The organism is Bradyrhizobium sp. USDA 4532 (assembly GCF_024171315.1).
Lineage (GTDB): Bacteria > Pseudomonadota > Alphaproteobacteria > Rhizobiales > Xanthobacteraceae > Bradyrhizobium > Bradyrhizobium australafricanum.
This window is the reverse complement of the sequence record NZ_JALJZN010000001.1, coordinates 7,865,217-7,888,309: the sequence shown is the minus strand read 5'-3', so window position 1 is coordinate 7,888,309 and position 23,093 is coordinate 7,865,217. Positions and strand designations below refer to the sequence as shown.

At 62.9% G+C, this 23,093-nt stretch carries 20 protein-coding genes; 7 read left to right on the top strand and 13 right to left on the bottom strand.

Annotation, left to right across the window (positions count from 1 at the left end):
* Nucleotides 1-12 precede the first annotated feature (12 nt).
* From J2R76_RS36395 to J2R76_RS36385, 3 genes are all read right to left on the bottom strand, one after another.
* Nucleotides 13-921, bottom strand: coding sequence for a PhzF family phenazine biosynthesis protein (locus tag J2R76_RS36395; protein ID WP_253625623.1), 909 nt, complete (start codon nucleotides 919-921; stop codon nucleotides 13-15).
* A gap of 26 nt (nucleotides 922-947) precedes the next feature.
* The gene (locus J2R76_RS36390; protein ID WP_253625622.1) at nucleotides 948-1,991 is read right to left on the bottom strand and encodes an alpha/beta fold hydrolase; all 1,044 of its coding nucleotides are present in this window, start codon (nucleotides 1,989-1,991) and stop codon (nucleotides 948-950) included.
* Nucleotides 1,992-2,094: 103 nt separating this feature from the next.
* Nucleotides 2,095-4,416 (bottom strand): molybdopterin guanine dinucleotide-containing S/N-oxide reductase, encoded by a 2,322-nt coding sequence (locus tag J2R76_RS36385; RefSeq protein ID WP_253625621.1) that lies wholly within the window; start codon nucleotides 4,414-4,416, stop codon nucleotides 2,095-2,097.
* A gap of 433 nt (nucleotides 4,417-4,849) precedes the next feature.
* Between J2R76_RS36385 and J2R76_RS36380 the strand changes: the two genes are divergently transcribed.
* The gene (locus J2R76_RS36380; protein ID WP_253625620.1) at nucleotides 4,850-5,509 is read left to right on the top strand and encodes a hypothetical protein; all 660 of its coding nucleotides are present in this window, start codon (nucleotides 4,850-4,852) and stop codon (nucleotides 5,507-5,509) included.
* Entirely contained in the window at nucleotides 5,506-5,772 is a 267-nt protein-coding gene (locus tag J2R76_RS36375; protein ID WP_253625619.1) for an HGGxSTG domain-containing protein, read from the top strand. The genes J2R76_RS36380 and J2R76_RS36375 overlap by 4 nt, the downstream gene beginning before the upstream one ends.
* 952 nt (nucleotides 5,773-6,724) lie before the next feature.
* On the opposite strand, the gene ligD is transcribed toward J2R76_RS36375, so the two are convergent.
* Nucleotides 6,725-7,648 (bottom strand): non-homologous end-joining DNA ligase, encoded by a 924-nt coding sequence (ligD, locus tag J2R76_RS36370; RefSeq protein WP_076830458.1) that lies wholly within the window; start codon nucleotides 7,646-7,648, stop codon nucleotides 6,725-6,727.
* Nucleotides 7,649-7,770: 122 nt separating this feature from the next.
* Here ligD and J2R76_RS36365 point away from each other — a divergent pair, with 122 nt between their 5' ends.
* Nucleotides 7,771-8,001, top strand: a complete 231-nt coding sequence (locus tag J2R76_RS36365; protein WP_057019191.1) for a DUF3606 domain-containing protein — start codon at nucleotides 7,771-7,773, stop codon at nucleotides 7,999-8,001.
* Nucleotides 8,002-8,315: 314 nt separating this feature from the next.
* On the opposite strand, the gene J2R76_RS36360 is transcribed toward J2R76_RS36365, so the two are convergent.
* The 3 genes from J2R76_RS36360 to J2R76_RS36350 form a co-directional block, all read right to left on the bottom strand.
* Nucleotides 8,316-8,495 carry a hypothetical protein gene (locus tag J2R76_RS36360; RefSeq protein WP_141340039.1) on the bottom strand — a complete coding sequence of 60 codons (180 nt, stop codon included), beginning with the start codon at nucleotides 8,493-8,495 and terminating at the stop codon, nucleotides 8,316-8,318.
* Nucleotides 8,496-8,598: 103 nt separating this feature from the next.
* Entirely contained in the window at nucleotides 8,599-8,790 is a 192-nt protein-coding gene (locus tag J2R76_RS36355; protein ID WP_057019190.1) for a hypothetical protein, read from the bottom strand.
* A 25-nt stretch (nucleotides 8,791-8,815) separates the two neighbouring features.
* The gene (locus J2R76_RS36350) at nucleotides 8,816-9,058 is read right to left on the bottom strand and encodes a hypothetical protein (protein ID WP_168855819.1); all 243 of its coding nucleotides are present in this window, start codon (nucleotides 9,056-9,058) and stop codon (nucleotides 8,816-8,818) included.
* Between the two features lie 1,813 nt (nucleotides 9,059-10,871).
* Between J2R76_RS36350 and J2R76_RS41145 the strand changes: the two genes are divergently transcribed.
* Entirely contained in the window at nucleotides 10,872-11,030 is a 159-nt protein-coding gene (locus J2R76_RS41145; RefSeq protein ID WP_200844582.1) for a sigma factor-like helix-turn-helix DNA-binding protein, read from the top strand.
* Between the two features lie 340 nt (nucleotides 11,031-11,370).
* Here the strand turns inward: J2R76_RS41145 and J2R76_RS36345 are convergent, their stop codons facing one another.
* The 3 genes from J2R76_RS36345 to J2R76_RS36335 all read right to left on the bottom strand — a co-directional run bounded on the left by J2R76_RS36345 (nucleotide 11,371) and on the right by J2R76_RS36335 (nucleotide 12,473).
* Nucleotides 11,371-11,577, bottom strand: a complete 207-nt coding sequence (locus tag J2R76_RS36345; protein ID WP_253625618.1) for a hypothetical protein — start codon at nucleotides 11,575-11,577, stop codon at nucleotides 11,371-11,373.
* A gap of 174 nt (nucleotides 11,578-11,751) precedes the next feature.
* Nucleotides 11,752-11,961, bottom strand: coding sequence for a hypothetical protein (locus J2R76_RS36340; protein ID WP_141340037.1), 210 nt, complete (start codon nucleotides 11,959-11,961; stop codon nucleotides 11,752-11,754).
* A 98-nt stretch (nucleotides 11,962-12,059) separates the two neighbouring features.
* Nucleotides 12,060-12,473, bottom strand: coding sequence for a hypothetical protein (locus tag J2R76_RS36335; protein ID WP_076830452.1), 414 nt, complete (start codon nucleotides 12,471-12,473; stop codon nucleotides 12,060-12,062).
* Between the two features lie 364 nt (nucleotides 12,474-12,837).
* Here J2R76_RS36335 and J2R76_RS36330 point away from each other — a divergent pair, with 364 nt between their 5' ends.
* The 3 genes from J2R76_RS36330 to fabF all read left to right on the top strand — a co-directional run bounded on the left by J2R76_RS36330 (nucleotide 12,838) and on the right by fabF (nucleotide 17,993).
* On the top strand, nucleotides 12,838-13,956 hold the full coding sequence (locus J2R76_RS36330; RefSeq protein WP_253625617.1) for a hypothetical protein: 1,119 nt from the start codon (nucleotides 12,838-12,840) through the stop codon (nucleotides 13,954-13,956).
* 293 nt (nucleotides 13,957-14,249) lie between these two features.
* Nucleotides 14,250-16,559, top strand: a complete 2,310-nt coding sequence (locus J2R76_RS36325; RefSeq protein ID WP_253625616.1) for a glycosyltransferase family 41 protein — start codon at nucleotides 14,250-14,252, stop codon at nucleotides 16,557-16,559.
* Nucleotides 16,560-16,730: 171 nt separating this feature from the next.
* Nucleotides 16,731-17,993, top strand: a complete 1,263-nt coding sequence (gene fabF / locus J2R76_RS36320; protein ID WP_253625615.1) for a beta-ketoacyl-ACP synthase II — start codon at nucleotides 16,731-16,733, stop codon at nucleotides 17,991-17,993.
* A gap of 72 nt (nucleotides 17,994-18,065) precedes the next feature.
* On the opposite strand, the gene J2R76_RS36315 is transcribed toward fabF, so the two are convergent.
* From J2R76_RS36315 to J2R76_RS36305, 3 genes are all read right to left on the bottom strand, one after another.
* On the bottom strand, nucleotides 18,066-19,247 hold the full coding sequence (locus tag J2R76_RS36315) for a radical SAM protein (RefSeq protein WP_253625614.1): 1,182 nt from the start codon (nucleotides 19,245-19,247) through the stop codon (nucleotides 18,066-18,068).
* Nucleotides 19,248-19,375: 128 nt separating this feature from the next.
* Nucleotides 19,376-19,771 carry a hypothetical protein gene (locus J2R76_RS36310; protein WP_229189152.1) on the bottom strand — a complete coding sequence of 132 codons (396 nt, stop codon included), beginning with the start codon at nucleotides 19,769-19,771 and terminating at the stop codon, nucleotides 19,376-19,378.
* A 535-nt stretch (nucleotides 19,772-20,306) separates the two neighbouring features.
* Nucleotides 20,307-23,090, bottom strand: a complete 2,784-nt coding sequence (locus tag J2R76_RS36305; protein ID WP_253625613.1) for a UPF0182 family protein — start codon at nucleotides 23,088-23,090, stop codon at nucleotides 20,307-20,309.
* Nucleotides 23,091-23,093: the final 3 nt, after the last annotated feature.

Below are 23,093 nucleotides of genomic sequence, written 5' to 3'. Positions count from 1 at the left end.
AGGATGTACTGTTTACGAAGCCGGCTCGCCTTGCGCTGGCGGCTGCTCAGTGTGACGGCGCAGCATCAGCGCAACATTGCCGCCAAGCAGGCAGCCGACGGCACGGCCGCCAGCGAAGCCGATGCGGACCCGAATCTCGGACAGCCGCCCCATCGCCCTGCCCTGCAGGATTCGAATCTCGCCGTCATCAGGAGCGACCAGGCCGTAGTCGAGCAGGCCGAACGCCAGCGCCGCGGCCGCAATGCCGGTCGCGGCATCCTCCCGATAACCTGAGGAGCGCGGGAATTGCCGCGCCTCGAACAGGCGAGCCTTTCGGTCGATCACGGCGAATGGATAGAGCCCGGTCGATCCGATCCGGCCGCAGACCGCCTCGACTTGCTCGGCCGCGGGATCGAGCGCATTCAGCGCGTCGGGAGAACGCATCGGAACGAGTGTCTTGATCCGCGATGTGACGGCATTGCAGGCCATTCCCGCGCCCATCGCGTCGGGCCCGACCGCGAGCGCCCGCAGCACGTCGTCGCGTTGCGCCGTGGTGAGCGGAACGGTCTTCCCGGCCGGCTGGGTGATCTCGACACGCGGCTCGCCATGACGATCACGGCTGATGAAGCCGGTGACCGGACCGCTGCGCGTCGAGATCCGCATCGTGTCGCCCGGCAACTTTCCATGGCGCGCAAGCAACCAGAGCGCACCGATGGTCGCGTGGCCGCACATTTCCATCTCGTGATTCGGAACGAAGAAGCGGAACGTGGCGTCGAAATCGTCACTCTGCGCCGGCAACACGAAGCCGGATTCGTGACCATGGCGGCGGGCGACGTCCTGCATCTCGGACGCGCTCATGCCGCTTGCATCCACCACGATCGGACAGGGATTGCCGCCCTGCCCATCCACCGTGAACACGCTGACCAGTTCCGCTGTCGCCATGATGTCGCTCGCCTGTCTCGCCGTCCCTACTTGACCAGCGTCGCGCCGGTCTCCGGATGCTGCAGCCAGCCGAGCAGCGCCTCGTGGAAGCGCGCCGGCGCCTGGATTTGCGGCGAATGGCCGAGATCGGGGAATTCGATCAGCTGCGCATGCGGGATCCGCTTCACGGCCTCCTTGCCGAGCACCGGATAATTGCCGAGCGTCTTGCGGATCTCCGGCGGCGCGGTGTCCTTGCCGATCGCGGTGGTGTCCTTGTCGCCGACAAAGAGCAGCGTCGGCGGCTTGATCTGCTCGAACTCGTAGAACACCGGCTGGGTCGCGATCATGTCGTAGAGCCGCGCCGAGCTCGACGCCACGGCGGCGCGGCCCTCTCCGCGATACATGCCGGCCAGCATCTGCACCCACGTCTCGTAGGACGCATCCCACGTGTCGGCGTAATAGGTGGCGCGCTCATAGGCGCGGATGCTGTCTGCAGTGACACGCGTCTCGCGCTGCATCCAGCCGTCGAGGCTGAGCCACGGCACGCCCTTGGCCTTCCAGTCCTCCAGCCCGATCGGATCGACGAGAACCAGGTGGTCGGTGGCCTCCGGATACATCAGGGCATAGCGCATCGCCAGCATGCCGCCGGTCGAGTGGCCGACCATGATCGAATGCGCGATCCCGAGCGAGGCGAGCAGCGCGCGGCTGTTGCCGGCCAGTTGCTGAAAGGTGAACTGATAGCGCTCTGGCTTGCTGGACTTGCAGAATCCGATCTGGTCCATCGCGATCACGCGATAGCCGGCGCCGCCGAGCGCCTTGATGGTGCCGTCCCAGGTCGCGGCACAGAAATTCTTGCCGTGCAGCAGCACCGCGGTCTGGCCGTTCGGCGTCGCCGGCTTGACGTCGAGATAGGCCATGTCGAGTTCCTGCCCCTGCGAGCTGAAGCGATAATGCTCCACCGGATAGGGATAGTCGAAGCCCTGCAGCTCTGGTCCATAGGCCGGCTCGGCGGCCGATTGCGCCAATGCGCTGGACGAACTGAGCGCGACGGTCGCGGCGACGGCGATGTGAAACAGGGTTTTCAGGTGCATCTCGGCAAATCCAGAACTCAGGGGCGATCTCGTGATGCCGTAGCCGAACGCGTGGGCGCCATCCAGCGCCCAGCGATGATTTGTTCGTGATCTCCGCGCGAAATTACGCCGGATCGAACGCGCGGATCGGCGGCAGATTGCCGTTGAACCGCTCGACCTCGACGCTGGTGAGCTGGCCGGTGCAGCCCTGCGCGAAGGATGACGTGCCGATGTCGCGTGTGAGCACGTTCGGATTGCCGTGCACGCAGAGCGGCGCATCCTCCTCGGGGTCCATCGGATCGTACCAGGCGCCGGTCGGCAGTTGAACCACGCCGGGCGCGATGCCGTCGGTGACATGCACCGCGGCGAGGCAGGCGCCGCGCGCGTTGAAGATGCGGATGATGTCGCCGTCGGCGATGCCGCGCGCCGTCGCGTCGTGCGGATTCATGCGCGCGACCTCGCGGCCGCGATGCTTGGCGTCGAGCGAGTGGCCGCCGAAATCGAGCTGGCTGTGCAGGCGCGTCACCGGCTGGTTGGCGACGAGGAAGAACGGCGCGCCCGGCGTCGGCGAGTCTGATTTCTCGAGCCAGACCGGATGGCCCGGACAGTCCGCATCGCCGTGGCTAGCGATCTTCTGCGAGAAGATCTCGATGCGGCCGCTCGGCGTCGGCAGCGGGCGCGCGAGGGGGTCCTCGCGAAAACGGCGCAGCGAGCCGCCGTCGTCGAGATGCTGCGGCACCACCAGGCTGCCGCGCGCCCAGAACTCCTCGAAGCTCGGCGCTTCGAGCCCGCGCGCGGCGAGCGCCTTGCGGGTCGGCTCATAGAGATGTTCCAGCCATTGCCGCGAGGTGCGTTCCTCGGTGAAGGGCTCGCGGGCCCCTAACCGCTCGGCGAGGTCGGCGAAGATCTCGTAGTCGTCGCGCGCAAGGCCGAACGGTTCGGCGATCCGGTGCATCGCGACCATCAAGGGATCGTTGCTGGAATAGCCGATGTCCTCGCGCTCCAGCGTCATGGTCGAGGGCAGCACGATGTCGGCGTGGCGCGCCGTCGCGGTCCAGGCGAGCTCGTGCACCACCAGCGTATCGAGCCGCGCAAACGCCTTGCGCAGGCGGTTGAGGTCCTGGTGATGGTGGAACGGATTGCCGCCGGCCCAATAGACGAGGCGGATATCCGGATAGGTCCGCGTCTCGCCATTGTAGCGATAGCTGGTGCCGGGATTGAGCAGCATGTCGGCGATGCGCGCCACCGGAATGAAGTCGGCGACGCCGTTGCGGCCCTGCCCGAGCGTCGGCCCGGGCACCGCGTTGACGCGGCGGCCGTAATAGCCGATCGCGCCGAGCGAATAGGCGTAGCCGCCGCCGGGCAGGCCGATCTGGCCGAGCGCCGCCGCCAGCACCATGCCCATCCACACCGGCTGCTCGCCATGCTCGGCGCGCTGCAACGAATGCGACACGGTGATCAGCGCTCTGCGGCCGGCAAGCCGGCGCGCGAGCGACTTGATGGTGCCGGCGTCGATGCCGCAGATCGCCGCCGCCCATCCGGCGCTCTTCGGCACACCGTCGCTCTCGCCGGTCAGATAGCGCAAAAACACTGGCCAGCCCTCGGTGTAGCGATCGAGGAAGGCCTGATCGTGCAGGCCCTCGCTGACGAGCGTATGGACGATGCCGAGCATCAGCGCGGTGTCGGTGCCGGGCGTGGCCGTCAGCCATTCGGCGCCGGCCTCGACGGGGAGATCGTCGCGCAGCGGGCTGACCAGGACGAACTGGCAGCCGCGCCGCTGAGCGGCCTCCATCGCGCCGCGCTCGACATGCTTGCTGATCGAGCCGCCGGCCACCATCGAGTTCTTCAGCGCCATGCCGCCGAACGCCAGCACGACGTCGGTTTCGGCCGCGATCTGCTCCCAGGTGACGTTGCGCTTGGTGATGTCCTCGTAGCCGGTCAGAATCTGCGGCAGCAGCACCGATGACGCGCCCGAGGAATAGGTGTTCACCGAACGCACATAGCCGCCCATCGCGATGTTGAGGAAGCGGTGCACCTGGCTCTGCGCGTGATGGAAACGGCCCGCGCTCGACCAGCCGTAGGAGCCACCGAATACCGCGCTGGGGCCGATCGTGTCGCGGATCCGCGTCAGCTCGCCGCCGAGCAGATCGAGCGCCTGCTCCCAGCTCACCGAGACGAAGTCATCGCGGCCGCGCCGATCGTCTGGGCCCGGCCCGCGCTCGAGCCAGCCGCGGCGGATCGCAGGCTGCGCGATGCGCGCCTGGTGGCGCAGCGCGCCGGGGAAATTGTTGATGATGCGGTTCGGATCGGGATCGGCGGCATAGGGCCTGACTTCGAGACCCGCCTTGCCGAGCCGCGCCGAGAACACGCCCCAATGCGAGGTGTGCGGCTTGAAACCGTCGGACAAATCGAGGCCGGGATCGGGGTGGCCAATGGTCTCGCTCATCGATGCTCCTTCATCCCAGGCCGGTTCATCCGAGGCCGGCACCTCGCCGCGCCGTCGCAACGTCCCCGCCAGTATAATGATCCAATCGGCGCACGGTACCCGCTAACACGGATCGCACCGTGCCTTGCCGGCATGACTGCGGGCGACGGCGGCGGAACTTCCCACTGGGGCCGTGCCGCCAAAATATCGAAAACAACCCCATGCAAAGGGCGCCGGGCGGCCGCCGGCGCCCGACAACGCCACTTGACGCGTCGGGCAAATCAGGGATACATTTCCAATATTCCGAAATCGTGCAAGTGCCCCGTCGCCCGCAACAGCGGGCGCGACGGATGCACGTGAGACCGAAACCCCTCCCCACAATCGACATCGCACCGGCTGCCGCAGCGAGCGATCGTCTGCGCGCTTGCCACGCGCATTCCAGGGACTACCCGACATGGATACTGCACCCGACATCACCGTGCCGACGATGCCCGCCGCACCCGGCCCGACCCAGGCTGCCGCAGCCCCGCGGATCAAGTTCTCCTCGCACGGCTTCTGCATCGACCATCCTGATCCCGAGCTCGGCGCACGGCTGATGGCGAACGCGCTGGGGGTCGCCGACCGCGACGCGATGGACGGCATCCTGCGGCAATTGGTCAAGGCCAGCGTGAGCGGCGGCAAGCCCTGCGAGGTCAACCTCGCCTTCATGATCTCGATGGTGAGAAGCATCGGTCCGCGGGATTCCGTCGAGGCCATGCTGGTGGCGCAGATGGTGTCGGTTCATGTGATGGCAATGCGATGCGCCCATCACCTCGCGCATGCCAAGGACCTCGCCCAGCACGACAGCGCCGCGCGCGCATTGGGCCGGCTCGCCCGCACCTTTCCCGCCCAGATCGAGGCGCTGAACCGCCACCGCAGCCATGGCGAGCCTGCCATCACCGTGCAGAACGTCAAGGTCGAGGACGGCGGCAACGCCATCGTCGGCACCGTCACGCAGCATGCGAGCGTGATCGTGTCCGAGAACAGCCCGGCATCCGCGGCGCGGGCACTGAGGCCCGCGGGCGGGAGGCGACGGCGGAATTCCACCGATGCGGCGCGGGACGCACAGGCATGAGCGGCCACATCCAAACGACCGGCCCGATGCTGGCCAGCCGGCGTTGCGGCGCCAGGACCCGCTGCGGCGGTTCGTGCCGCGCGCCGGCGGTGCACGGCAAGGCGCGCTGCCGCATGCACGGCGGCGCAAAGGGATCCGGCGCGCCACGGGCGAACCGGAATGCGCGCAAGCACGGCCGGTTCACGGGGGACGCGATCGCCGAGCGAAGGCAGATCCGGGTGTTGTTGGGGGAGGTGCGGAGGATGCTGGAGGGGATGAAGTGATTGCGTTTCGCAAATGGCCGCGCGCAGAAATGACCAATGGGCCGCCGGGCGTGAAATCCCGCCGGCCCATTCGCGCTAAAGCATGATCCGGAAAAGTGCGAAGCGGTTTTCCCTCGCGACAAACGCGGGACGCGTTTGCGCGGAGATCATGCTCAAACAAAGAGCTAAAGCGCGATGACGATTCAACCTAATCTCATCGCGCTTTAATGGATCATGAGGGCTGCGGCGATGCCGAACGCCGTGAGCGTTGCAACGGCCAAACTCATCAGGGTTATCGCTACAGGCCTCGGCATACGTTTAAACCCGCTGACGCAGTAAAAGCTTGCCGGTTGCCGGACATTGCGCGTTCCGCGAAGACAACGCACCCCGTAGCGGCCCCGCGAGCAAAGATCCGGATTCCCGGCGGTCAGTGCACGAAAGCCAGCATCAGCGCAAAGGTGACCAGCGCGTAAGTGCTGGTGACGGTGATGCCCAAATACAGACGCTCCATTGCGGCCTCCTGCCCTCAAGGCGCCGCCCCCGCACGATCAACTTAGCGCCCGCTCCGGCCCCGGGCAGCTGGAATTCCGGGTCATGGTAAATCTACGGGACCGTCCATCCGGGCTAGCCCGTGCAAGCTGCCGGCGCCAACCCTGTGGGCTCCTTGCATCCGACTGAGGAAGTAACCCTCTCTTTCCAATTGCCGGCCTGTCGGGCTTATCACCGTCCAGAAGGTTAAGGTGGAGGACGGCGGCAACGCCATCGTCGGCAACGTCACAGCCAAGCCTCGCTTATTCGTCTGGTTGGAAGCCCTCCGGCATTCGAGGGGGACCGTCATCATTCGGCCGATTGCAGGCCGGACAGGGCGCACCGGCGCCTCCGCAAGCGCAGGCGTGCGGACCGGTCCAGGGCTGGTCCTGATGGTTCTCACACACCCATCTTGTGTCGTCGCAAAAAATACAGCGAGGCTTGCTCATAGATCTTCTCGCACCCCACGAAAGAACGGATGCCGCACCTTGCCCTCGGCAGATTTGGCGCGATACTCGATCTCGGCCAGTACCTTCGGCTCAACCCATACGCCCTTGTGCTTGATGCGCTTGGTGTAGGGCTGCGTCTTGCGGATCAGCGGCGTCAGGCGTTTGCGGAGATCGGCGGCCGAGGCCTTATCGAAGCCGTGGTCGACCTTGCCGGCGTAGATCAGCTCATTGCCCTTGCGCCGGCCGACGTAAATTCCGTCCCATTCGTTGTCGTCCAGTGCAAAGCCGGCGATGGTCAACGTCTCGCGCTGGGCGCAGGTTTTCTTGACCCAGTCGCGGCTGCGGGTGCCGGTCGGATAGGCGCTATCCGCCACCTTCGACACCACGCCTTCATAGCCGAGCCTACAGGCATGCGCGAACATCTTGGGGCCGTCCACCTCGAAGCTTTCGCTGAACTGGACCTCGGTGCCAGCGACGAGCTTCTTCAGCAGCGCTTTGCGCTCCTTCAGCGGCAGCTTCCGGAGATCGCGGCCATTGAGATAGAGCAGGTCGAAGGCCACCATCACGATCCTGGTCGACTTACCGCGCAGCTCGTTCTGCAGCACGGAGAAGTCGGTCGTGCCGTCTGGTGAGGGAACGACGATCTCGCCGTCGATGATGGCTGATGATGCGGAAATGTGCCAGGCGTCTTGGACCACCTTCTTGAAGCGCCTGGTCCAGTCGTTGCCGCGCCGGGTGTAGATCTTCACGTCTTCATTAGCGATGTGAGTCTGAACCCGGTAGCCGTCGAACTTGATCTCGTGAATCCAGCGTGTGCCGCTCGGCACCTTCTCGATCGGCGATGCCAGGGCCGGCGCGATGAAGCCGGGAAAGAGCGCCTTGGTCCCGATCGCCTCGGGCTTCCTACGCTGAAACGCCACAACGCAACTCCACAAACAATAAGCTGATTCAAACTGGCGCAATCGCAATCGTTCCGACGCGGGTCCGCAAATGGAACGGTCGATCATAAACCGAGTTGGCCCTCATCGACAGGGAGGCCGGAATGGCAAAGAACGCGAAGAAGCAGACCGCGCGCGGTCGCAAGCAGGACCGAGCGCGCGTCGCCGGCGGGCAGGATTACGAAGTGCGCTATGAGGCGAAGAAGACCGGCAAGTCGGCCGCATCGGTGAAGAAGGCCGTCAAGAAGGTCGGCACCAGCCGCAAGCGAGTTGAGCGTCGGCTCGGGTCGGCGATGAAAAGGTCGTTAGGAACGGCACCTTCGAAGCGACGTTAGCAATGTGCTGCTCGCGGCAGAGCGGCATCATGGATGAAAGTGCCCCGGCTCTTGCCCCCGAAGACCGGGGCACATTCTCGATCAGTTTGAGCGGCCCCGGCTGGCACCTCGCTGGGGCACCGAATCGGCCTCGGCATGTCCTCTCGCTGGGGCCGTTTCGCTTCGGGGAACAAGCAGGAGTCCAGAGGCCGTTTCGCGAGAGTAAACAGCCCGCTCCTTTGTCTCGGTGGCCGTCAGCCGCAAGCGCGTCGATCGTTGGCCGAGTTGCGGTGCCGGTCGGAGTTAGGGCCTGGTCGGCAGCAATCAACCGGTGCTCATTCGATCCCGAAAGCGCGCTCGTTCGGAAGCGGAATCGGCTCATGGTGACTTCGTCCCAGAAACGTGTCGGGCTTGGGCAACCCCAGCGCAGCGTTGGCTCGGGCGAGGAGATCGTCCGCTGACCTGCGCAGCCGTTCGAGTTCAATCTGCAAATTCGTTGGGCGGTAAACAAGCATTGCCGGCTCCGAATAACTGGACTGCTCGTACAGGATTGAGCGTAGGCCTGAATATTTCTCGGAGCAAGGGCTTAGATGACCGGCCTCGCCGCTCGGCTCGGATCTAATGGGTCGTGGGCGCGGATATAGTCCCAATGATTTGCATGTCTTCTTTCCGCACGGTTACGCGGCGTCCCGTCTCGGCAGCGATCTTTCGGGCGGCTCGCATCGCGGAATCCTCGTCCGTCAGTTCGAGCAGGATGATGCTGCCCGTTCCCGAGAACGCGTCAGGGTTCAAGAGTTCGATGATGAACAATGGTCCCCCCTCCGGACGATCATTTTCACCGCGCGTTTATAGCGGCCTTGACGCACCGCGATTGCGCAGGATCATCCGATCTCGCACGAATCTGGTTCGTCAGCGCCTGCGCTATGATCTCGGCTTTTTCCTTGGTCAGCTTCTCGGCAAAGGGGCCATTTTTCTTTATCTGTGCCGGTCCTTTGAGTTCGCTGTCGTAGACCATCCAGCCAATGCTTCCTTGCCGAACGAGGAAACGGCCTCGCATCGGGCGTCCAATAAATTCCATTGCAACCATCCACCTGTGAAACGCAAGTTCACCGATTAGCTTGCAGGATGGTGTGCTCCGCATTGAACTATGTGAATCGTTGCGATCAACTTTGGACAAGCACCGCTCGCGCTTTCCGCGGCGAACTGAAAACGGCCCCAACGAGGGGGCCGCCAACCCGAGCGATACGGGTTTTCTTCCAGGCAGTCGGGGGGCACCTTGGCTGACCAGAAGCGCCAATTAGACGCTCTTGTCCTCTCGATGGTTCCTTGCCTACTGCGCATATTTTGGGAGAAACTGGCGGTCGCACAGGAGCGTGCTAGCAATAGCTCCGTCGGGTCGCGCCCCGGCAATATCGGACGACTGGGCCTCAGCAACGGCGTTTCGGCGTGCTGGGGCCTTTTTGCGATTACCTAAAGGGGGCGCCATCGAATTGCTAGGAAGTCGCCATCTCGCCAGACGAGCTGACACGAACTTCGGCTAGCTAAGGGCTTCAAGAGATTAACACATGCAAGTGCCGGAACTTTCGTCGCCAGCATGATCCGGTGAACCTGCCTCCAACAACACAGACCGGAATCAGGTAGCGGCTCCAGCACCGGCCTCCCGGCCCCCAGAGGTGCTGGGGCCGTTTTTACAATTAAGGGGTAATCCAAGGTGCCGTCGGCGTTTGTCGCATTCCCCGGTAATATGCAGTGCGCTCTCGGACATGAGCGCGCGTGGGGACGGCTCTGGCGCGCACGCTAGCCCCGCAAAGCGCCGGAGCCGTCTCACGGCGGCGACGGGTGCTATCCTACATGAGATGGATCACCGGCTCATAGCGGTCCAGATGCGCGGACCGAGGCTGGGGCTAATAACCGGCTCGTGGTGATCGCCAACAGAGCCAGACGGGCCGAGCGCCGTCAGCCAAGCGCGGGCCATCGCCCTCGCTGAGGGCATTTTCTTGGGCCAAGAAAAAAGCCCGGCGCGAGCGTGGTCGGCTTTCTCTTGGGCGGATGCGAAAATGAAAGAGGCCGCCAACGGAGGCGGCCGTAGCCCAAATTGGGTCATTCCGTCATTTGGTCGCTCCAGATGCGTTCGCCGCATTTGCATTCCATGAGCCGCACGGTTTTCCCGCCGACAGGATCGAGGAAGGCACGGACGAGTTCGGAGATGTCAGAGCATCTGGGGCACTGCTGCCAGTTCATGGCTTTGTGCGGCGTCGTTCGCTGATCTAGAGTGGGCTGGTTCACTTCAGTTCTCGATGCGCTCTTAGTGGACTCCTTAAGTTACAAAGTGAACAGTTGTTCCTGGGTTGCGCCGCGAATCCTAAAAAGGCATGGAACACCTTGGAGCATGCTGTTCCAGCCAAAGGCCTTTGTTTGCCTCGAAAAGCGCTAGCTCTAACCGGAACGACCGAAGGCCGGCCTCGGCGAGATGGCGTCGCCTCTGTTCACGCACCAGGATCGCATATCAATGGCTCGCTGAGCGCGATCCAATAACGCTATCGTCTCTTCGCTGAATGGCTGGCTCATGGCGCAGCTCCTCCTTGCAGGCGGGAGCGCGCTCGGTCTTCAGCCACCGACGCCTACGGACAAAGCCTTCGCCGGTGATCGCGGGACAATGAGCCAGTGCAGCAAGCCTGGCAAGTTGATTTACTGTCCACCCGCGCCGGTCATCCCTTTCGGGACGACCGACGGCGAGCTTTGGGCCGGGCATCCCGTGCTAAGGGAGATACTGTCCTAATTAGGACACTCGACCGAACAAACGAGAAGGACCGGCAAATCCCGGGAAGACGAGATGACCAGGATGTGCAATTGGTACTGGCATTTCAGGACGAAACAATTCGGAGAACATCTTGCCAGCTTGGGCCGAAGAGGAAGAGCAGCGCCTGCTACAGATGATCCGCGAGACCGAGCTAACCCAGCGCGAGATCGCCCAGAAACTCGGCCGCACAGAGGCCGCAGTCAGCGCCCGACTGACGATAATGAGGAAGCGTCTCGCGGCGGGGAGCTAGGCTCGCTCAACAGCTTCTTCCCGCGAAGAATCTTCACTTAAGATAAGGCCGGAACCTAGATGGGACACGGCTCCTGACACGCCTAAGTAAATGCGAACACCAAGGCCGCGGCGCAAGCTCTCCATATGTTCAGGTTCAGTCACGACGATGGCGTCGAGTACAGCCTCATGGCGTTGGCGGCGATATCGTTCGTAGCGCTCATCGTAGGCGTCGGCGCCCTGTTTATGTGATGAGCCTGCCATCTCATGGATGATCCAACCGTCTTGGCCTCAGCGTGTACCCCCTCGCTGGGGCCATTCTTTGGGGCGCCAGCCTAACGGTGCTATCCCGCCGCCGAAAATCAAACCGGCAGCTCGATACCTCGCAGCTTGAGCAGGTCCTCGATCTCAATGGCCCGCCGGGCTTCGCGCGCTTTTTTCAGCAAATGCTCGCGCTCTACTCCGGGGGGAAGACCTGCCGCTTTCGCCCTCGATTCCTGAGCAAGCCGGTCAAGCCGAGCGGTGAGCGACAACGTTTGTATCGTCCGTTTGCGCCGTTTCTTTACCATGACAGTTCGCCTGACATTCCAACTAGCGACCGTCAGAACACCAGCCGCACGGGCTCGCATTGTCCTGGGATAATCTAGGCGCTCGAAATTTTTTCATCCGTTAGGAACTGACGCGCCGGTGCTTTTTGAGCGAACAGGTCTCAGCTTGAATTTCGCAGCGGGTGGTCAGCCACTTTAAGACCGGGCCAGATTGGCAGGTCGCCTGCCTTCGGGATGCTTGTCGATTGTCCGCTTCGCTGCAGCGATCGCTTCTTGAGTACGTTGGTAGGTCATTGTTCTGATGGTTTGGCCGCCGGCGATCGGCGTGACTTCGACCAAGAACCCACCGCCGGGTTGCTCGATAATCACCAATCGGTGCGCTAGATATTCAAATTCGTCAGTCACGTTAGTGAACTCGTTCTGGATTTCGGAACAAGCGGGTAAGGCCTGGAATGTTCCAATAGTGAGGTGGGACTTTGGGCGCAGCATGCTCTGCGACGGTGTCAGCGCTCTCCCGGCCACCAGGTTGAGGGCGGGTTCATGGCGGAGATCTTAGTCGTCCGCAGTACCACAAGATGGCTGCGCTTGAACGGGTAGCCGGAGCGTCGCGAGCACAGCTTGCAGCGCATATAGCGCTCCAGCTCGTGGATCGGCGTCCACTTCGGCCGCCTCACGATATCGAGCGCGACCGTCTGATGCGTCTCGCAGCCGAGGCATTTCACTTCGAGGTAGCGGAAACCGGCGTTGAGTGCATCGCCGAGCGCGGGCGACGGCTGGGCGGGCCCCTGAAAAGCGAGCATGCGGGCGTTCCATGCCCGGCAGGCCGCACCATCCGCCTCGAGCCGAGCCTCCTTGGCGCGCTCGGCCAGATGCCTGACCGTCGCTCCGAACAAGTACTCCCGAGATTTAGAGCCCATGCTGGTCACAAAAGCCGGATTCTCCTGTCGTTGCAAATTCCCAAGATATGGTCGCGCGGAACCGGTCCTGAGGACAGAAATCAGGCCGGTCAGTCGTTGTACTGGTTGCAGTCCGCGGCAGCGAGTCGATCGTTGTGCAATACGATCTGATCTCCGCCGTGGCAGCGATTTCAAGAAGACTCTGCAGCGGCCGCAACCTCGACTGCGAGCACCGCCGGTAACTGATCCGCCGACGCATCCTGCGCGTTTCAATCCGAGGCCCGCGTCATTTTCAGAAACAAATCTCCGGGCGAAACGAGCGCCCGAGTGTGTCATCACAACGGAATTGTTTGCTCGATAGACGGCACGACCCAGGATAAATTTCATGATTATGCGGGGACTTGTTTTCGTCATCCTCACGCTTTTCCCGGCAGGCGCAATTGCCAGAAGCTGGTTTCTCAATGGCGTCGGGAGCAGCGGCATTTATCACATCTGGGAGTTCGGCGACGACGGCCTGGTGTCGAGCCTGACGCCGGCGCTGTCGCCGCCCGATGGCGTTCTTCATTTGGCGTGGCCATCCGCGATCGCGCCGGATGCGCATACAAGGCGTCTTTATGCGTCAGCCTATACGACGGGCTGGTTTCAGCTGCGGCTCTGGACGTCGACGAACGAAGGAGCCTGGATTCCGCAGGGAATCGCCTTTCAGTCGGACGCGTCCGAGCCCGGCGGGATCGGCCCGGCGCAGGTGGTGTATGAGCCCGGAGCAGCCGAGCCGTACATGATCTATTACCTCGACCGCGCGGCGAAGCAGATCAAGCTGGCGACCAGCGTCGACGGCATCACATTCACGCGCCATGGCGCCGTGATCACCCCCTCACTGCCCGAGGAAGTGTCCGGGCTGTCGATCAGCTATGCCTGCCGGCGCGCGAACGGCGAATATGTCATCTTCTATCACGGCTACTACAACAACACGCAGAACGCCGTCGCGCTGGTTGCCACGGCAGATAGCCCGCACGGCCCGTTCACGAAGAAGACCGTCATTGCGCGGCCGGATGGTTTTGCGTCGACGCTTTCCGCCCACCGTCTCAATGCCACCGCCACCGCTGATGTCGCGGTGCCGTTGGGGATTCCGCTGCTGGTCGGCGGCGGCACGGCACGACAGGAGGCCAACGTCGCAATCAAGCAGGACGAGACGACGATCTGGTTCGAGCGGCCATTCGTGTTCGATCACGTTTCGGATCGCCTGGTTTCGGTCTCGCGAAACAAGGTGGAGCTGTCCTACGCCCAGGAGCAGCCGGACGGCAGCTGGCGCGGCGTCTTCTCGCTCTACAATCCAGACCCTGGCGTCGCTTCAGAATATACGACGGAGGGCAGCGCCCGATCCCTGACCGCGCCATGGTCGTATGCGAGAACCGGGTTTCGCTTCAAGCCATGGTATCGCGGCGGGGAAAATTCGACCGAGAACCCGACGCCGCTGCTCAGCAACGACGCGTGTTCGAGCTAGAATGGCAGGCGCATCGTGAACGCCGGCCTTAATGCTCCGGACGATGTCCCGCTTCAGTCGTGACCGTCCACGGTTCGGCTGCGGCCGACGAGGCAGCCGCTCGGCCGACCGAGAACCATCCGCTTCAGCCCGACTATTCGTGGAGCTGAGTTCCTGGAGGCCGTTGCGCAATCGAGGACGATCTGCCAGTTTTCAACCTTTAATCAACGGGCGATCCCTATCGCGGGCACAGGATGCGACAGGTCTGCCAGCGTGAGGCCAGGATCCGGACACGGAGCGCGTGAAGACGTCTGATGCCCGAAACAGGTGAATTTCAAGAATCCAGTTCGGCCGCCTTGCAGCGCGCTTTCGCGCAGGCCGTCGCGCTGCATCAGCGAGGGCAGCTCGCGGCAGCAGAGAAGATCTATGAAGACATGCTCCGACAGCAGCCGGACAACTTCGATTCGCTGCATCTGCTGGGCCTGATTTCCGCGCAGACCGGCCGCAGCGAGCGCGGCGTCGACCTGATCCGGCGCGCGATCAGGCTCAACGGCAACGTCGCGGACGCGCACAGCAACCTCGGCAACGCGCTGCGCGCGTTGCGTCGCTTCGACGAAGCGCTCGCGAGCTTCGATGTGGCGGTCGCGCTCAAGCAAAACCTTGCGCCAGCGCTCTACAATCGCGGACTTACGCTCGCCGACCTCGGGCGCCACGAGGAGGCGCTTGCAAGCTACGCTCGCGTGATCGCGCTCGTGCCTGACCATGCGGATGCCCATCGAAACAGGGGCGCCGCGCTGAGAAAGCTGCAGCGGCTAGATGAGGCGCTGGCGAGCCTGGACAGGGCGATTGCGCTCAAGCCCAACGACGCCGGTGCACACAACGATCGAGGCAACGTGCTCAACGACCTCAAACGGTTCGATGATGCGCTCGCGAGCTACGACCGGGCCCCGGGAATCGCCGGCGCGTGCTACAATCGCGGCAACGTGCTGGTCGAACTGGATCGTCTCGAAGAGGCAGTCGCGAGTTACGACAAGGCGATCGCGCTGCAGCCCGACTATGCCGAGGCCTACAACAACCGCGGCTCGGCGCTGTTCAGGCTCAGGCATCACGAGGCGGCGCTCGCCAGCATCGACAAGTCGATCCGGCACAAGGGCGACGATGCGGCTGCTTACGCCAACCGCGGCAAGGTTCTATCCGTTCTGGCGCGCTACCCCGAGGCACTCGCCGCCTATGACAAGGCCGTCGCGCTCAAACCGGACCAGGCCGACATCGAAGGCTATCGTCTGCACGCCAAATCCCACATTTGCGACTGGGCCGGCTTTGACGCCGAGTGCGACCGACTTGTCGAGTTGATCAGGACCCGGAACGCGACGACGCCGCCATTTCTGTTTTGTAGCGTTCCTTCATCGACCGCCGACCAACTGCTATGCGCCACGCGGTGGACCGCGAAGAATCATCCGCCGTCCGCAAGCCAGCGCTGGCGGGGCGAGCGCTACCATCACGATCGAATTCGCGTCGGCTATTTCTCGTCGGATTTCTGCAACCACGCGACATCGCTCTTGATGGCAGGGATGTTCGAGTGCCACGACCGGTCGAAATTCGAGACGGTGGCAATCTCATGGTCGCCCAACGAGCCCTCGGAGATGCGTCGGCGGCTGGAGGCGTCGTTCGATCGATTTGTCGAGGTCCGGGACATCAACGACGATGAGGTCGCCGACCTGATCAGACGATTGGAGATCGACATCCTGGTTGATCTGAAAGGCTTTACCGGGGGATCCCGCACCAGAGTCCTTGGCCGCCGGCCCGCCCCCATCCAGGTCAATTATCTGGGCTATCCGGGAACACTCGGTGCCCCGTTCATCGACTACATCATCGCCGACCGTACCGTGATCCCGGACCGCCATCGCGAATTCTACAGCGAAAAGGTGGTCGCTTTGCCCGACAGCTATCAGGCCAACGACGACAAACGCGTCATTGCCGATCGCGTGTTCACGCGCGGCGACGTCGGGCTGGCGCCGACCGGCTTCGTGTTCTGCTGCTTCAACAACAACTACAAGATCACGCCTGACATGTTCGATCGGTGGATGAGGATTCTCGGCCGCGTCGAGGGCAGCATGTTGTGGCTCCTCGAAGCCAACGCCGACTCTGCCGCAAATTTGCGAAAGGAGGCGGTCGCGCGTGGCGTCGCTGCGGAGCGCCTCGTGTTCGCACCGCGTATGTCGTCACCCGACCATCTCGCACGCCATCGCCTCGCCGGCCTGTTCCTCGACAGCACGCCCTACAACGCCCACACCACCGCCAGCGATGCGCTATGGGCCGGCCTGCCGGTGCTGACCATTCTCGGCGACACGTTTGCCAGCCGGGTCGCGGCGAGCTTGCTCCATGCGGTCGGCCTGCCCGAGCTCATTGCGGAATCTCCGGAGGCTTATGAGCGCATGGCGGTCGATCTTGCGACCCATCCTTCGAGGCTCGCGGCGCTCAGAACCAGGCTGGCGGCCAACCGGCTGACGGCGCCGTTGTTCGATACCAAACGTTTCACCCGGCATATCGAGGCCGCCTACACCACGATGTATGCGCGTCACCGGGCGGGCATTGCGCCGGACCATATCGTCGTCCCGGCGTGATCGTTGCTGCCTGACGGCAGTTGCTCGTCAGCGGAGCGCTGAGAGCGAAGTCAATCCCTTGACGTCCGGCCGGTCGAGACAATAGATGACAAACATCATATAACGACCCGACGCCCGGGCAGGTTCGAATCCCGGCCATGCCGGTTCGCACCAGGGCGCGACAGGAGAGCCATGCGTCGAATTGTTGTGACGGGCCTGGGGACGGTGTCGCCGCTGGGCTGTGGCACCGAACTGGTGTGGTCGAGGCTGCTGGCGGGGCATTCCGGGCTAACGGCATTGCCGGAATGGGCGGCGGCGCTGCCGGCGCGCGTCGCAGGACAGGTTCCTGACAAGGCCGGGGATGCCGAGGGCGGCTTCGATCCTGACCTGGCGGCCCCGCGCAAGGACCAGAAGAAGATGGACCGGTTCATCCTGTTCGCGCTGCTGGCAGCGGCTGAAGCCGTGGCGCAAGCCGGCTGGATGCCGGCCGACGCGCAGGCGCAGCAGCGCACCGCCACCGTGATCGCATCCGGGATCGGCGGGTTTCCCGCGATCGCGGACGCCGTGCGCACGGCGGAGAAGAGCGGCCTGCGCCGGCTGTCGCCGTTCACCATTCCATCCTTCCTGGCCAATCTCGCGGCCGGGCACATCAACATCCGCTACGGCTACAAGGGGCCGATCGGCGCGCCGGTGACCGCCTGCGCCGCCAGCGTTCAGGCGATCGGTGACGGCGCGCGCCTGATCAGATCAGGCGAAGCCGACATTGCGATCTGCGGCGGCGCGGAGGCCTGCATCGATCCGGTGAGCCTCGGCGGCTTTGCAGCGGCGCGGGCGCTCTCGACGTCGTTCAACGACACGCCGGCGCGGGCGTCGCGGCCGTTCGACCGCGACCGGGACGGCTTCGTGATGGGCGAAGGCGCGGGCGTCCTCGTCATCGAGGAGCTCGAACACGCGCTTCGGCGCGGCGCGAAACCGATCGCCGAGCTCATCGGCTACGGCACGACGGCGGACGCCTATCACATCACCGCTGGTCCCGAAGACGGCGACGGCGCCCGGCGCGCGATGGAGGCGGCGCTGCAGCAGGCCGGGCTGCGGCCCGGCGAGGTCCAGCATCTCAACGCGCACTCGACATCGACGCCGGTCGGCGATCTCTCCGAGTTGGAAGCGATCAAGCGCGTGTTCGGGCGCGCGGGAGGAATTGCCGTCAGCGCCACCAAGTCGGCGACCGGACATCTGCTCGGCGCCGCCGGCGGCATCGAGGCGATCTTCACCATCCTGGCGCTGCGCGATCAGGTCGCGCCGCCCACGCTCAATCTGGAGAACGCCGATTCCGCAGCTCAGGGCATTGACCTCGTCGCGAACGTTGCGCGGCGGATGGCCATCGAACACGCGATCTCGAACGGTTTTGGATTTGGCGGCGTCAACGCCAGCCTGGTGTTTCGACGGTGGTCTTGAGGCGGTCGCGTCAAAACAAGAATCTAAAGCCCCGTTCCGATTCCACCGGAACGGGAAAATCTCTCGAATTGCCTAACCGCCCGCCGCTGCGTTGCGCACGTCAATCCGTTCCCCGTCCTGCTTGCGGACGTAGAGATGACGTTCCAGCACGGATTGCATGTTCTCGAACATCGAATAGAGATCGTCGCAATAAACCGACGGATTGTCGAAACCGTTCTTGGTGGAGAAGCGGTGCGGAAGATAGCCTCCGCCGCAGGCGTTCATGAACTTGCATTGCCGGCACTTCTCGCAAAGATTGACTGAAGCATCGCGTGCGGCTTTCCAGCGCGGCTCGGTCCTGACGTCGTCGATCGCGTGATCGAAGATGTTGAACCGCGTGTTGGTGAAACCGTCACCCGCAATGCGCAACACGTCGTGGGCCTCCACCGTGCCGTCGGTCATGACCGTGCAAAGCTCGACCGGCTTGTGGCCGACACCTTCGGTCGGCGCGTTGTTGCCGATCAGGGCCGCGACCATGTCGGAAATGATGCGGACATTCGATGTCGGCGTCGTGCGATTGGCTTCCAGCCACAAATCGAAAAGGCCGTTATAGAACGGGGCAATGGGCGACGGCTTCTCGTCCACCGTCGCGTCGGGAATCATGATGTCGTAGTTGGCGATGCCGCACGCCGCGAAAAAATCCGCATACTCCTGCGGCGCATAGGCCGGGTTGCAGACCGCGAGGGCGATCACGCCGATGTCGCGCGATACCAGCATGCGGGCGGCGCGTTCCACGGCGGCATGGGTGCCGGTCCCTTGAAACGTCTTGCGGTGAGCGTCGTGAATATGTGCCGGCCCATCGATGCTGATCGCCACCGAAATATTGCGGGCCTCGAAGCAGTCGAGCCATTCATCGTCAATCAGGATGCCGTTGGTCGTCACCGCGATCGGGATCTCGCAGCCGGTCCGGGATGAAATGCCCTCGCAGCCCTCCGCAAAACGGTGAAAATTATCGACACCCCAAAGCAGCGGCTCGCCGCCGTGCAGGATCACGGGAAAGTCGACGAGGGAGTATCTGGCGACGTGCTGTTCGAGGCGCAGCAACAGCTGTTGCAGCACCTCGGCACTCATCAGCTTGGGCTTGTCATAGACGGCCGCATCGCGAAACCAGTAGCAATAGGAGCAATCGATGTTGCACCTCGCCGCAACCTTGACCAGCAACTGCGTGATCGGCTGCTCCTGGAACGCGACGGAATTTGAAGCGTCAACCGACATGCGGATTACCGGCAAGCTGCGATCGGCCTAGATCATGATGCGTTTCCACGGAACCGCATCATGATCTCGTCTGTTTGTTTGAGCATGATCATTTTGGAAAACCGGTTTCCACTTTTCCGGATCATGCTCTAGTAGCCCCTGACGAAGCCACCTCGTCGGAACGCGCCTGCTCCGGGATAATATCCGCCGGCCCTGCGAAATGCGCCGGCTCCCGGATAGTAGCCGCCGCCCCTGCGAAAGCCGCCCGCATAGGGCCCCCTGGCAAAGGCCCCGCGCCTGAAATAAACTTGAGTTGCCTGTGGCTGGTCGGAAACCACCCCCAGCTGGAAGCCCTGTACGTCTTGAGGGCTCTGTTCTTGCAAGCTCTGTTCTTGAGGGCTCTGTTCCTGAGCGCCCTGTTCCTGAAGGCTCTGCTCGCGCACACCACTCAGCAATGCGTCGATACCCTGATGATCGCTTTCGATTGTCGCACCCGGCCCGTGCAGTTGCAGCAGGCTCGCCAAGACCGTCAGCGTGATCGCCATCGTTGAGCTCCTTTTCGCGATATCGCAATCAAACGAAATGTCGGCGCGTGCCTTACGCCGGTCGAGCAACTGAAAGTATAGCAGCGGATTTGCAGCGGAGTCTAGGTATCGCGTCTGATGCTGCGCCGATCAGTTCGCGATGGGCGAACGACCAGGGCACGCTCTCGCGCGAGCCCGTTCCGAAAGACCTGCGCAATCGTTCACGAATGTGATCGCGGCCAACGGCACCGCAATCTGAATCGGGAGCCGCAGCCATGCGCGCGAAATGGCCGCTTTTGCGTGCCGAAGCGGGTCAGTTCCGGGTTTGCGGATGAGGGCTCAATGGCGCGCCAATCGGAACGAAACTGCGAACTCTTATGTGATTGAAACTGCAATGCGACCTTTAACAATACCCGATTGAGGCGTGCGTCCGCACTCACAATTCCCTGAGCCCATTGGAGCGCGATGACTTTTCTTCGAATCGTCATCCCGCTCTGGCCCTTTGATTTGACACGATCTTTTCGGACAACCGCTACACGCTTTTCCGGATCATGCTCTAGTGACCGGCGGAGCGTCGGTTCATTTCCTCAAGGGGCTCGCGCAGGGCATCGAACTGGGTACCGAAACCTTTCCAGTCTCCCGCCTTCAATCGCTCCATCGCCTGATTGTAGTGAGCGAGCGCCTGCTGCGCCGGGCTCGCCGTCCCGCCCGCAGGGGACACCGTTTCGGTTGCGTTTGAAACCGCCGGCACCGCACCGGGCTCCGCGAACAACGCGGCCAGGGCGTCAGCGAGCGTCTCCTTCATCACGACGTGCTCACCGTAGGCCGCGATCACGCGTTTCAGCTCCGGCAGGTGTCCAAGCTCGGCGCGCAAATAGAGCGGCGAGACATAAAGGATCGAGTTCTCGATCGGGATCACCAGCAGGTTCGCACCGCGTATCACCCGCGAGCCCATCTGATTCCACAGCGTGAGTTGTTGCGAGATCTCGGTATTCTGATTGATCCGTGCCTCGATCTGAAACGGCCCGTAGACAAGCTTGTCCTTGGGGAACTCGTAGACAATCAGCTTGCCGTAGTCGGGGGCGTCGCAACGCGCCGCGAGCCACGCGATCATATTGTCGCGACGGCTCGGTACCATGGGAAGCATCAGGAAGAACTCGGCCTGCGGCTCGCCGGGCAGCCGCATGATGATGTAATAGGGGGTCATCACCGAAGTGCCGTCGCCGCCCGGCTGTCGCGGAAACTGCCAGAAGTCCTCGCGGTTGTAGAATATTTCGGCCTGCTCCATGTGGTAGGTCTGATACAGCCGCGCCTGGATCAGGAACAGATTCTCCGGATAGCGGATATGCTTCTGCAAATCCGCCGGCATGGCTATGAACGGCTTGAACAGGTCCGGGAAGATGCGCTGGTAGGTCGCTGCAATGGGGTCGCTTGGGTCGATCAGGTAAAAATCGACCGTCCCGTTATAGGCATCGACGACAATTTTCACCGAATTCCTGATGTAGTTGAGATCGAGCTCCGGCACGGGCTGCGCTGAGGGGAAATAGGAGCTCGTGGTGTAGGCATCCTGCATCCAGAACAGCCGACCGTTGCTGACGACCAGATAGGGATCATGATCGAGCCTGAGGAATGGGGCGATCGTGCGCACCCGTTCCGTAATGTTGCGCCGGATCATGATCCGGCTGTCGGCCGTGATATAGCTTGAGAGGACCAGATTCGCGTCGTTGAAGTAGTAGGCGAACAGCGTTCTCCATCCCAATGCTCCGATCGGCACACCGCCGCTGCCGTCATAGGCCGCATAGACGTTGTCCTTCCCCTTCGGATAATCGAACTCCGGGATGCTGGCCTTGACGATGACGTAGTCGTCGCTCTCTTCGCCGAAATAGATGCGCGGTTCGTCGATCCTGGGGCCACCGTCGGCAACGGGCGGAATATCGCGCAAATAGAAGAACGGCAGTCCTTCCGTGCTCTTGCGGGTGACCGGGCTCATCACTGCGCCGTTGCCGTGCGTAAACAGCACGTGGCGGTTGACCCAGGTCTGGGCGTTCGCCGGCAGCAGGGAGGCCCGGAGTTCGCGGGCCGAGAGCATCACGCTCTGGTAGGAGCCGTCGAGCCAATAGCGATCGACGTCAAGATCGTGGAATTTGTAATAGGTACGGATCTCCTGCAGCTGCGCGTAGGTATTCGACAGCGGCAGCCAGTCCCACAGCCGGATGTTGTCGATGGTCGCCTTGTTCGCTTCCAGCGTCTTGAAGGTCAGCCTCTGTTCAGCGGCAAACGGCTTGGTTGCGATCCGGTCGAGATTGTAGGCCTGCCTGGTGAGCGCAATGTTGCGTTCGATGTAGGGCTTCTCCAGCTCCAACTCCGTCGGCTTGACGACGAAGTGCCGGAAAAGCGAAGGGACGAGGCTCGACAGCATGACAGAGCCGACGCCGACGAGGATGAACGCGGCGGCAAGAAGCCGGTAGGTGCACGCCCGCAAATTGGCCCATGCGATGAGCGCCGCGATGATCGAAAGCCCGATCATCAACCACAGAGCCGGCAGCCCCAGATGGACATCGGTGTAGCTCGCCCCGACCACGACACCATTGTCGCCGTAGAGCAGCAGATAGCGGTCGAGCCCATAGGACCAGGCTTTCACCGCGAACAGAAGGCCAATCAGCGCCGAGCCATGCGCGATCACGGTCGGCGAAATTGAACGGTTGTGAACATCGTATTCGATGTCGCCGCGCACCCAGTAGATCGCTCCGGCAAACAGCGCGCCCAGGATAATTGTCAGCAGCATCCAGTTCTTGATCGTGATATAGGCGGGTAGCGAAAAGAGATAGAACCCGATGTCCTTGTTGTAGAGCGGATCCTGCGCACCGTAGGGCACGTGGTAGAGAAACTGCAGGAAGATGTTCCAATTGCCGACTTCGCCTGCGGCAACCAGCACGGCGAGCACACCCGCACCGAGCGCGACAAACCGCGGCCGGGCTAATTGGTCGCGCAGTTCTACGAACGGATCGGGCGGCGCCGTAAAACCGGCGACCTTCCCCGGGGCGACTCGGTTCTGTAGCGGCTGCTGCATGGCAAACAGCACCGCCAGGACTCCGTTCAGCGAGAGGACGACGGTGGTCACCGCGAAGACGGAGAGAAAGACGATTGCCTTGGCGCCGATCGCCGTCAGGAAAACCTGTAGGTAGCCGATCGATGAAAACCACAGCCAATCGACCAGGAAGTCGCTCGCGAACGAGAGCAGGATCAGGCAAATCGTGATGACGATGGCCGCAACGATCAGCCTGACCACGCCACTTTGCCGTGGTCCTTTCCGGCCGGGTCCGGTAATCCCGATCGTCATGAC

What these genes read in the sequence shown, in the direction of transcription:
- J2R76_RS36395 (WP_253625623.1), bottom strand. Translation starts at nt 921, where the DNA reads ATGGCGACAGCGGAACTGGTCAGCGTGTTCACGGTGGATGGGCAGGGC.
- J2R76_RS36390 (WP_253625622.1), bottom strand. Translation starts at nt 1,991, where the DNA reads ATGCACCTGAAAACCCTGTTTCACATCGCCGTCGCCGCGACCGTCGCG.
- J2R76_RS36385 (WP_253625621.1), bottom strand. Translation starts at nt 4,416, where the DNA reads ATGAGCGAGACCATTGGCCACCCCGATCCCGGCCTCGATTTGTCCGAC.
- J2R76_RS36380 (WP_253625620.1), top strand. Translation starts at nt 4,850, where the DNA reads ATGGATACTGCACCCGACATCACCGTGCCGACGATGCCCGCCGCACCC.
- J2R76_RS36375 (WP_253625619.1), top strand. Translation starts at nt 5,506, where the DNA reads ATGAGCGGCCACATCCAAACGACCGGCCCGATGCTGGCCAGCCGGCGT.
- J2R76_RS36365 (WP_057019191.1), top strand. Translation starts at nt 7,771, where the DNA reads ATGGCAAAGAACGCGAAGAAGCAGACCGCGCGCGGTCGCAAGCAGGAC.
- J2R76_RS36360 (WP_141340039.1), bottom strand. Translation starts at nt 8,495, where the DNA reads ATGCTTGTTTACCGCCCAACGAATTTGCAGATTGAACTCGAACGGCTG.
- J2R76_RS36350 (WP_168855819.1), bottom strand. Translation starts at nt 9,058, where the DNA reads ATGGAATTTATTGGACGCCCGATGCGAGGCCGTTTCCTCGTTCGGCAA.
- J2R76_RS36345 (WP_253625618.1), bottom strand. Translation starts at nt 11,577, where the DNA reads ATGGTAAAGAAACGGCGCAAACGGACGATACAAACGTTGTCGCTCACC.
- J2R76_RS36335 (WP_076830452.1), bottom strand. Translation starts at nt 12,473, where the DNA reads ATGGGCTCTAAATCTCGGGAGTACTTGTTCGGAGCGACGGTCAGGCAT.
- J2R76_RS36330 (WP_253625617.1), top strand. Translation starts at nt 12,838, where the DNA reads ATGATTATGCGGGGACTTGTTTTCGTCATCCTCACGCTTTTCCCGGCA.
- J2R76_RS36325 (WP_253625616.1), top strand. Translation starts at nt 14,250, where the DNA reads ATGCCCGAAACAGGTGAATTTCAAGAATCCAGTTCGGCCGCCTTGCAG.
- fabF (WP_253625615.1), top strand. Translation starts at nt 16,731, where the DNA reads ATGCGTCGAATTGTTGTGACGGGCCTGGGGACGGTGTCGCCGCTGGGC.
- J2R76_RS36315 (WP_253625614.1), bottom strand. Translation starts at nt 19,247, where the DNA reads ATGTCGGTTGACGCTTCAAATTCCGTCGCGTTCCAGGAGCAGCCGATC.
- J2R76_RS36310 (WP_229189152.1), bottom strand. Translation starts at nt 19,771, where the DNA reads ATGGCGATCACGCTGACGGTCTTGGCGAGCCTGCTGCAACTGCACGGG.
- J2R76_RS36305 (WP_253625613.1), bottom strand. Translation starts at nt 23,090, where the DNA reads ATGACGATCGGGATTACCGGACCCGGCCGGAAAGGACCACGGCAAAGT.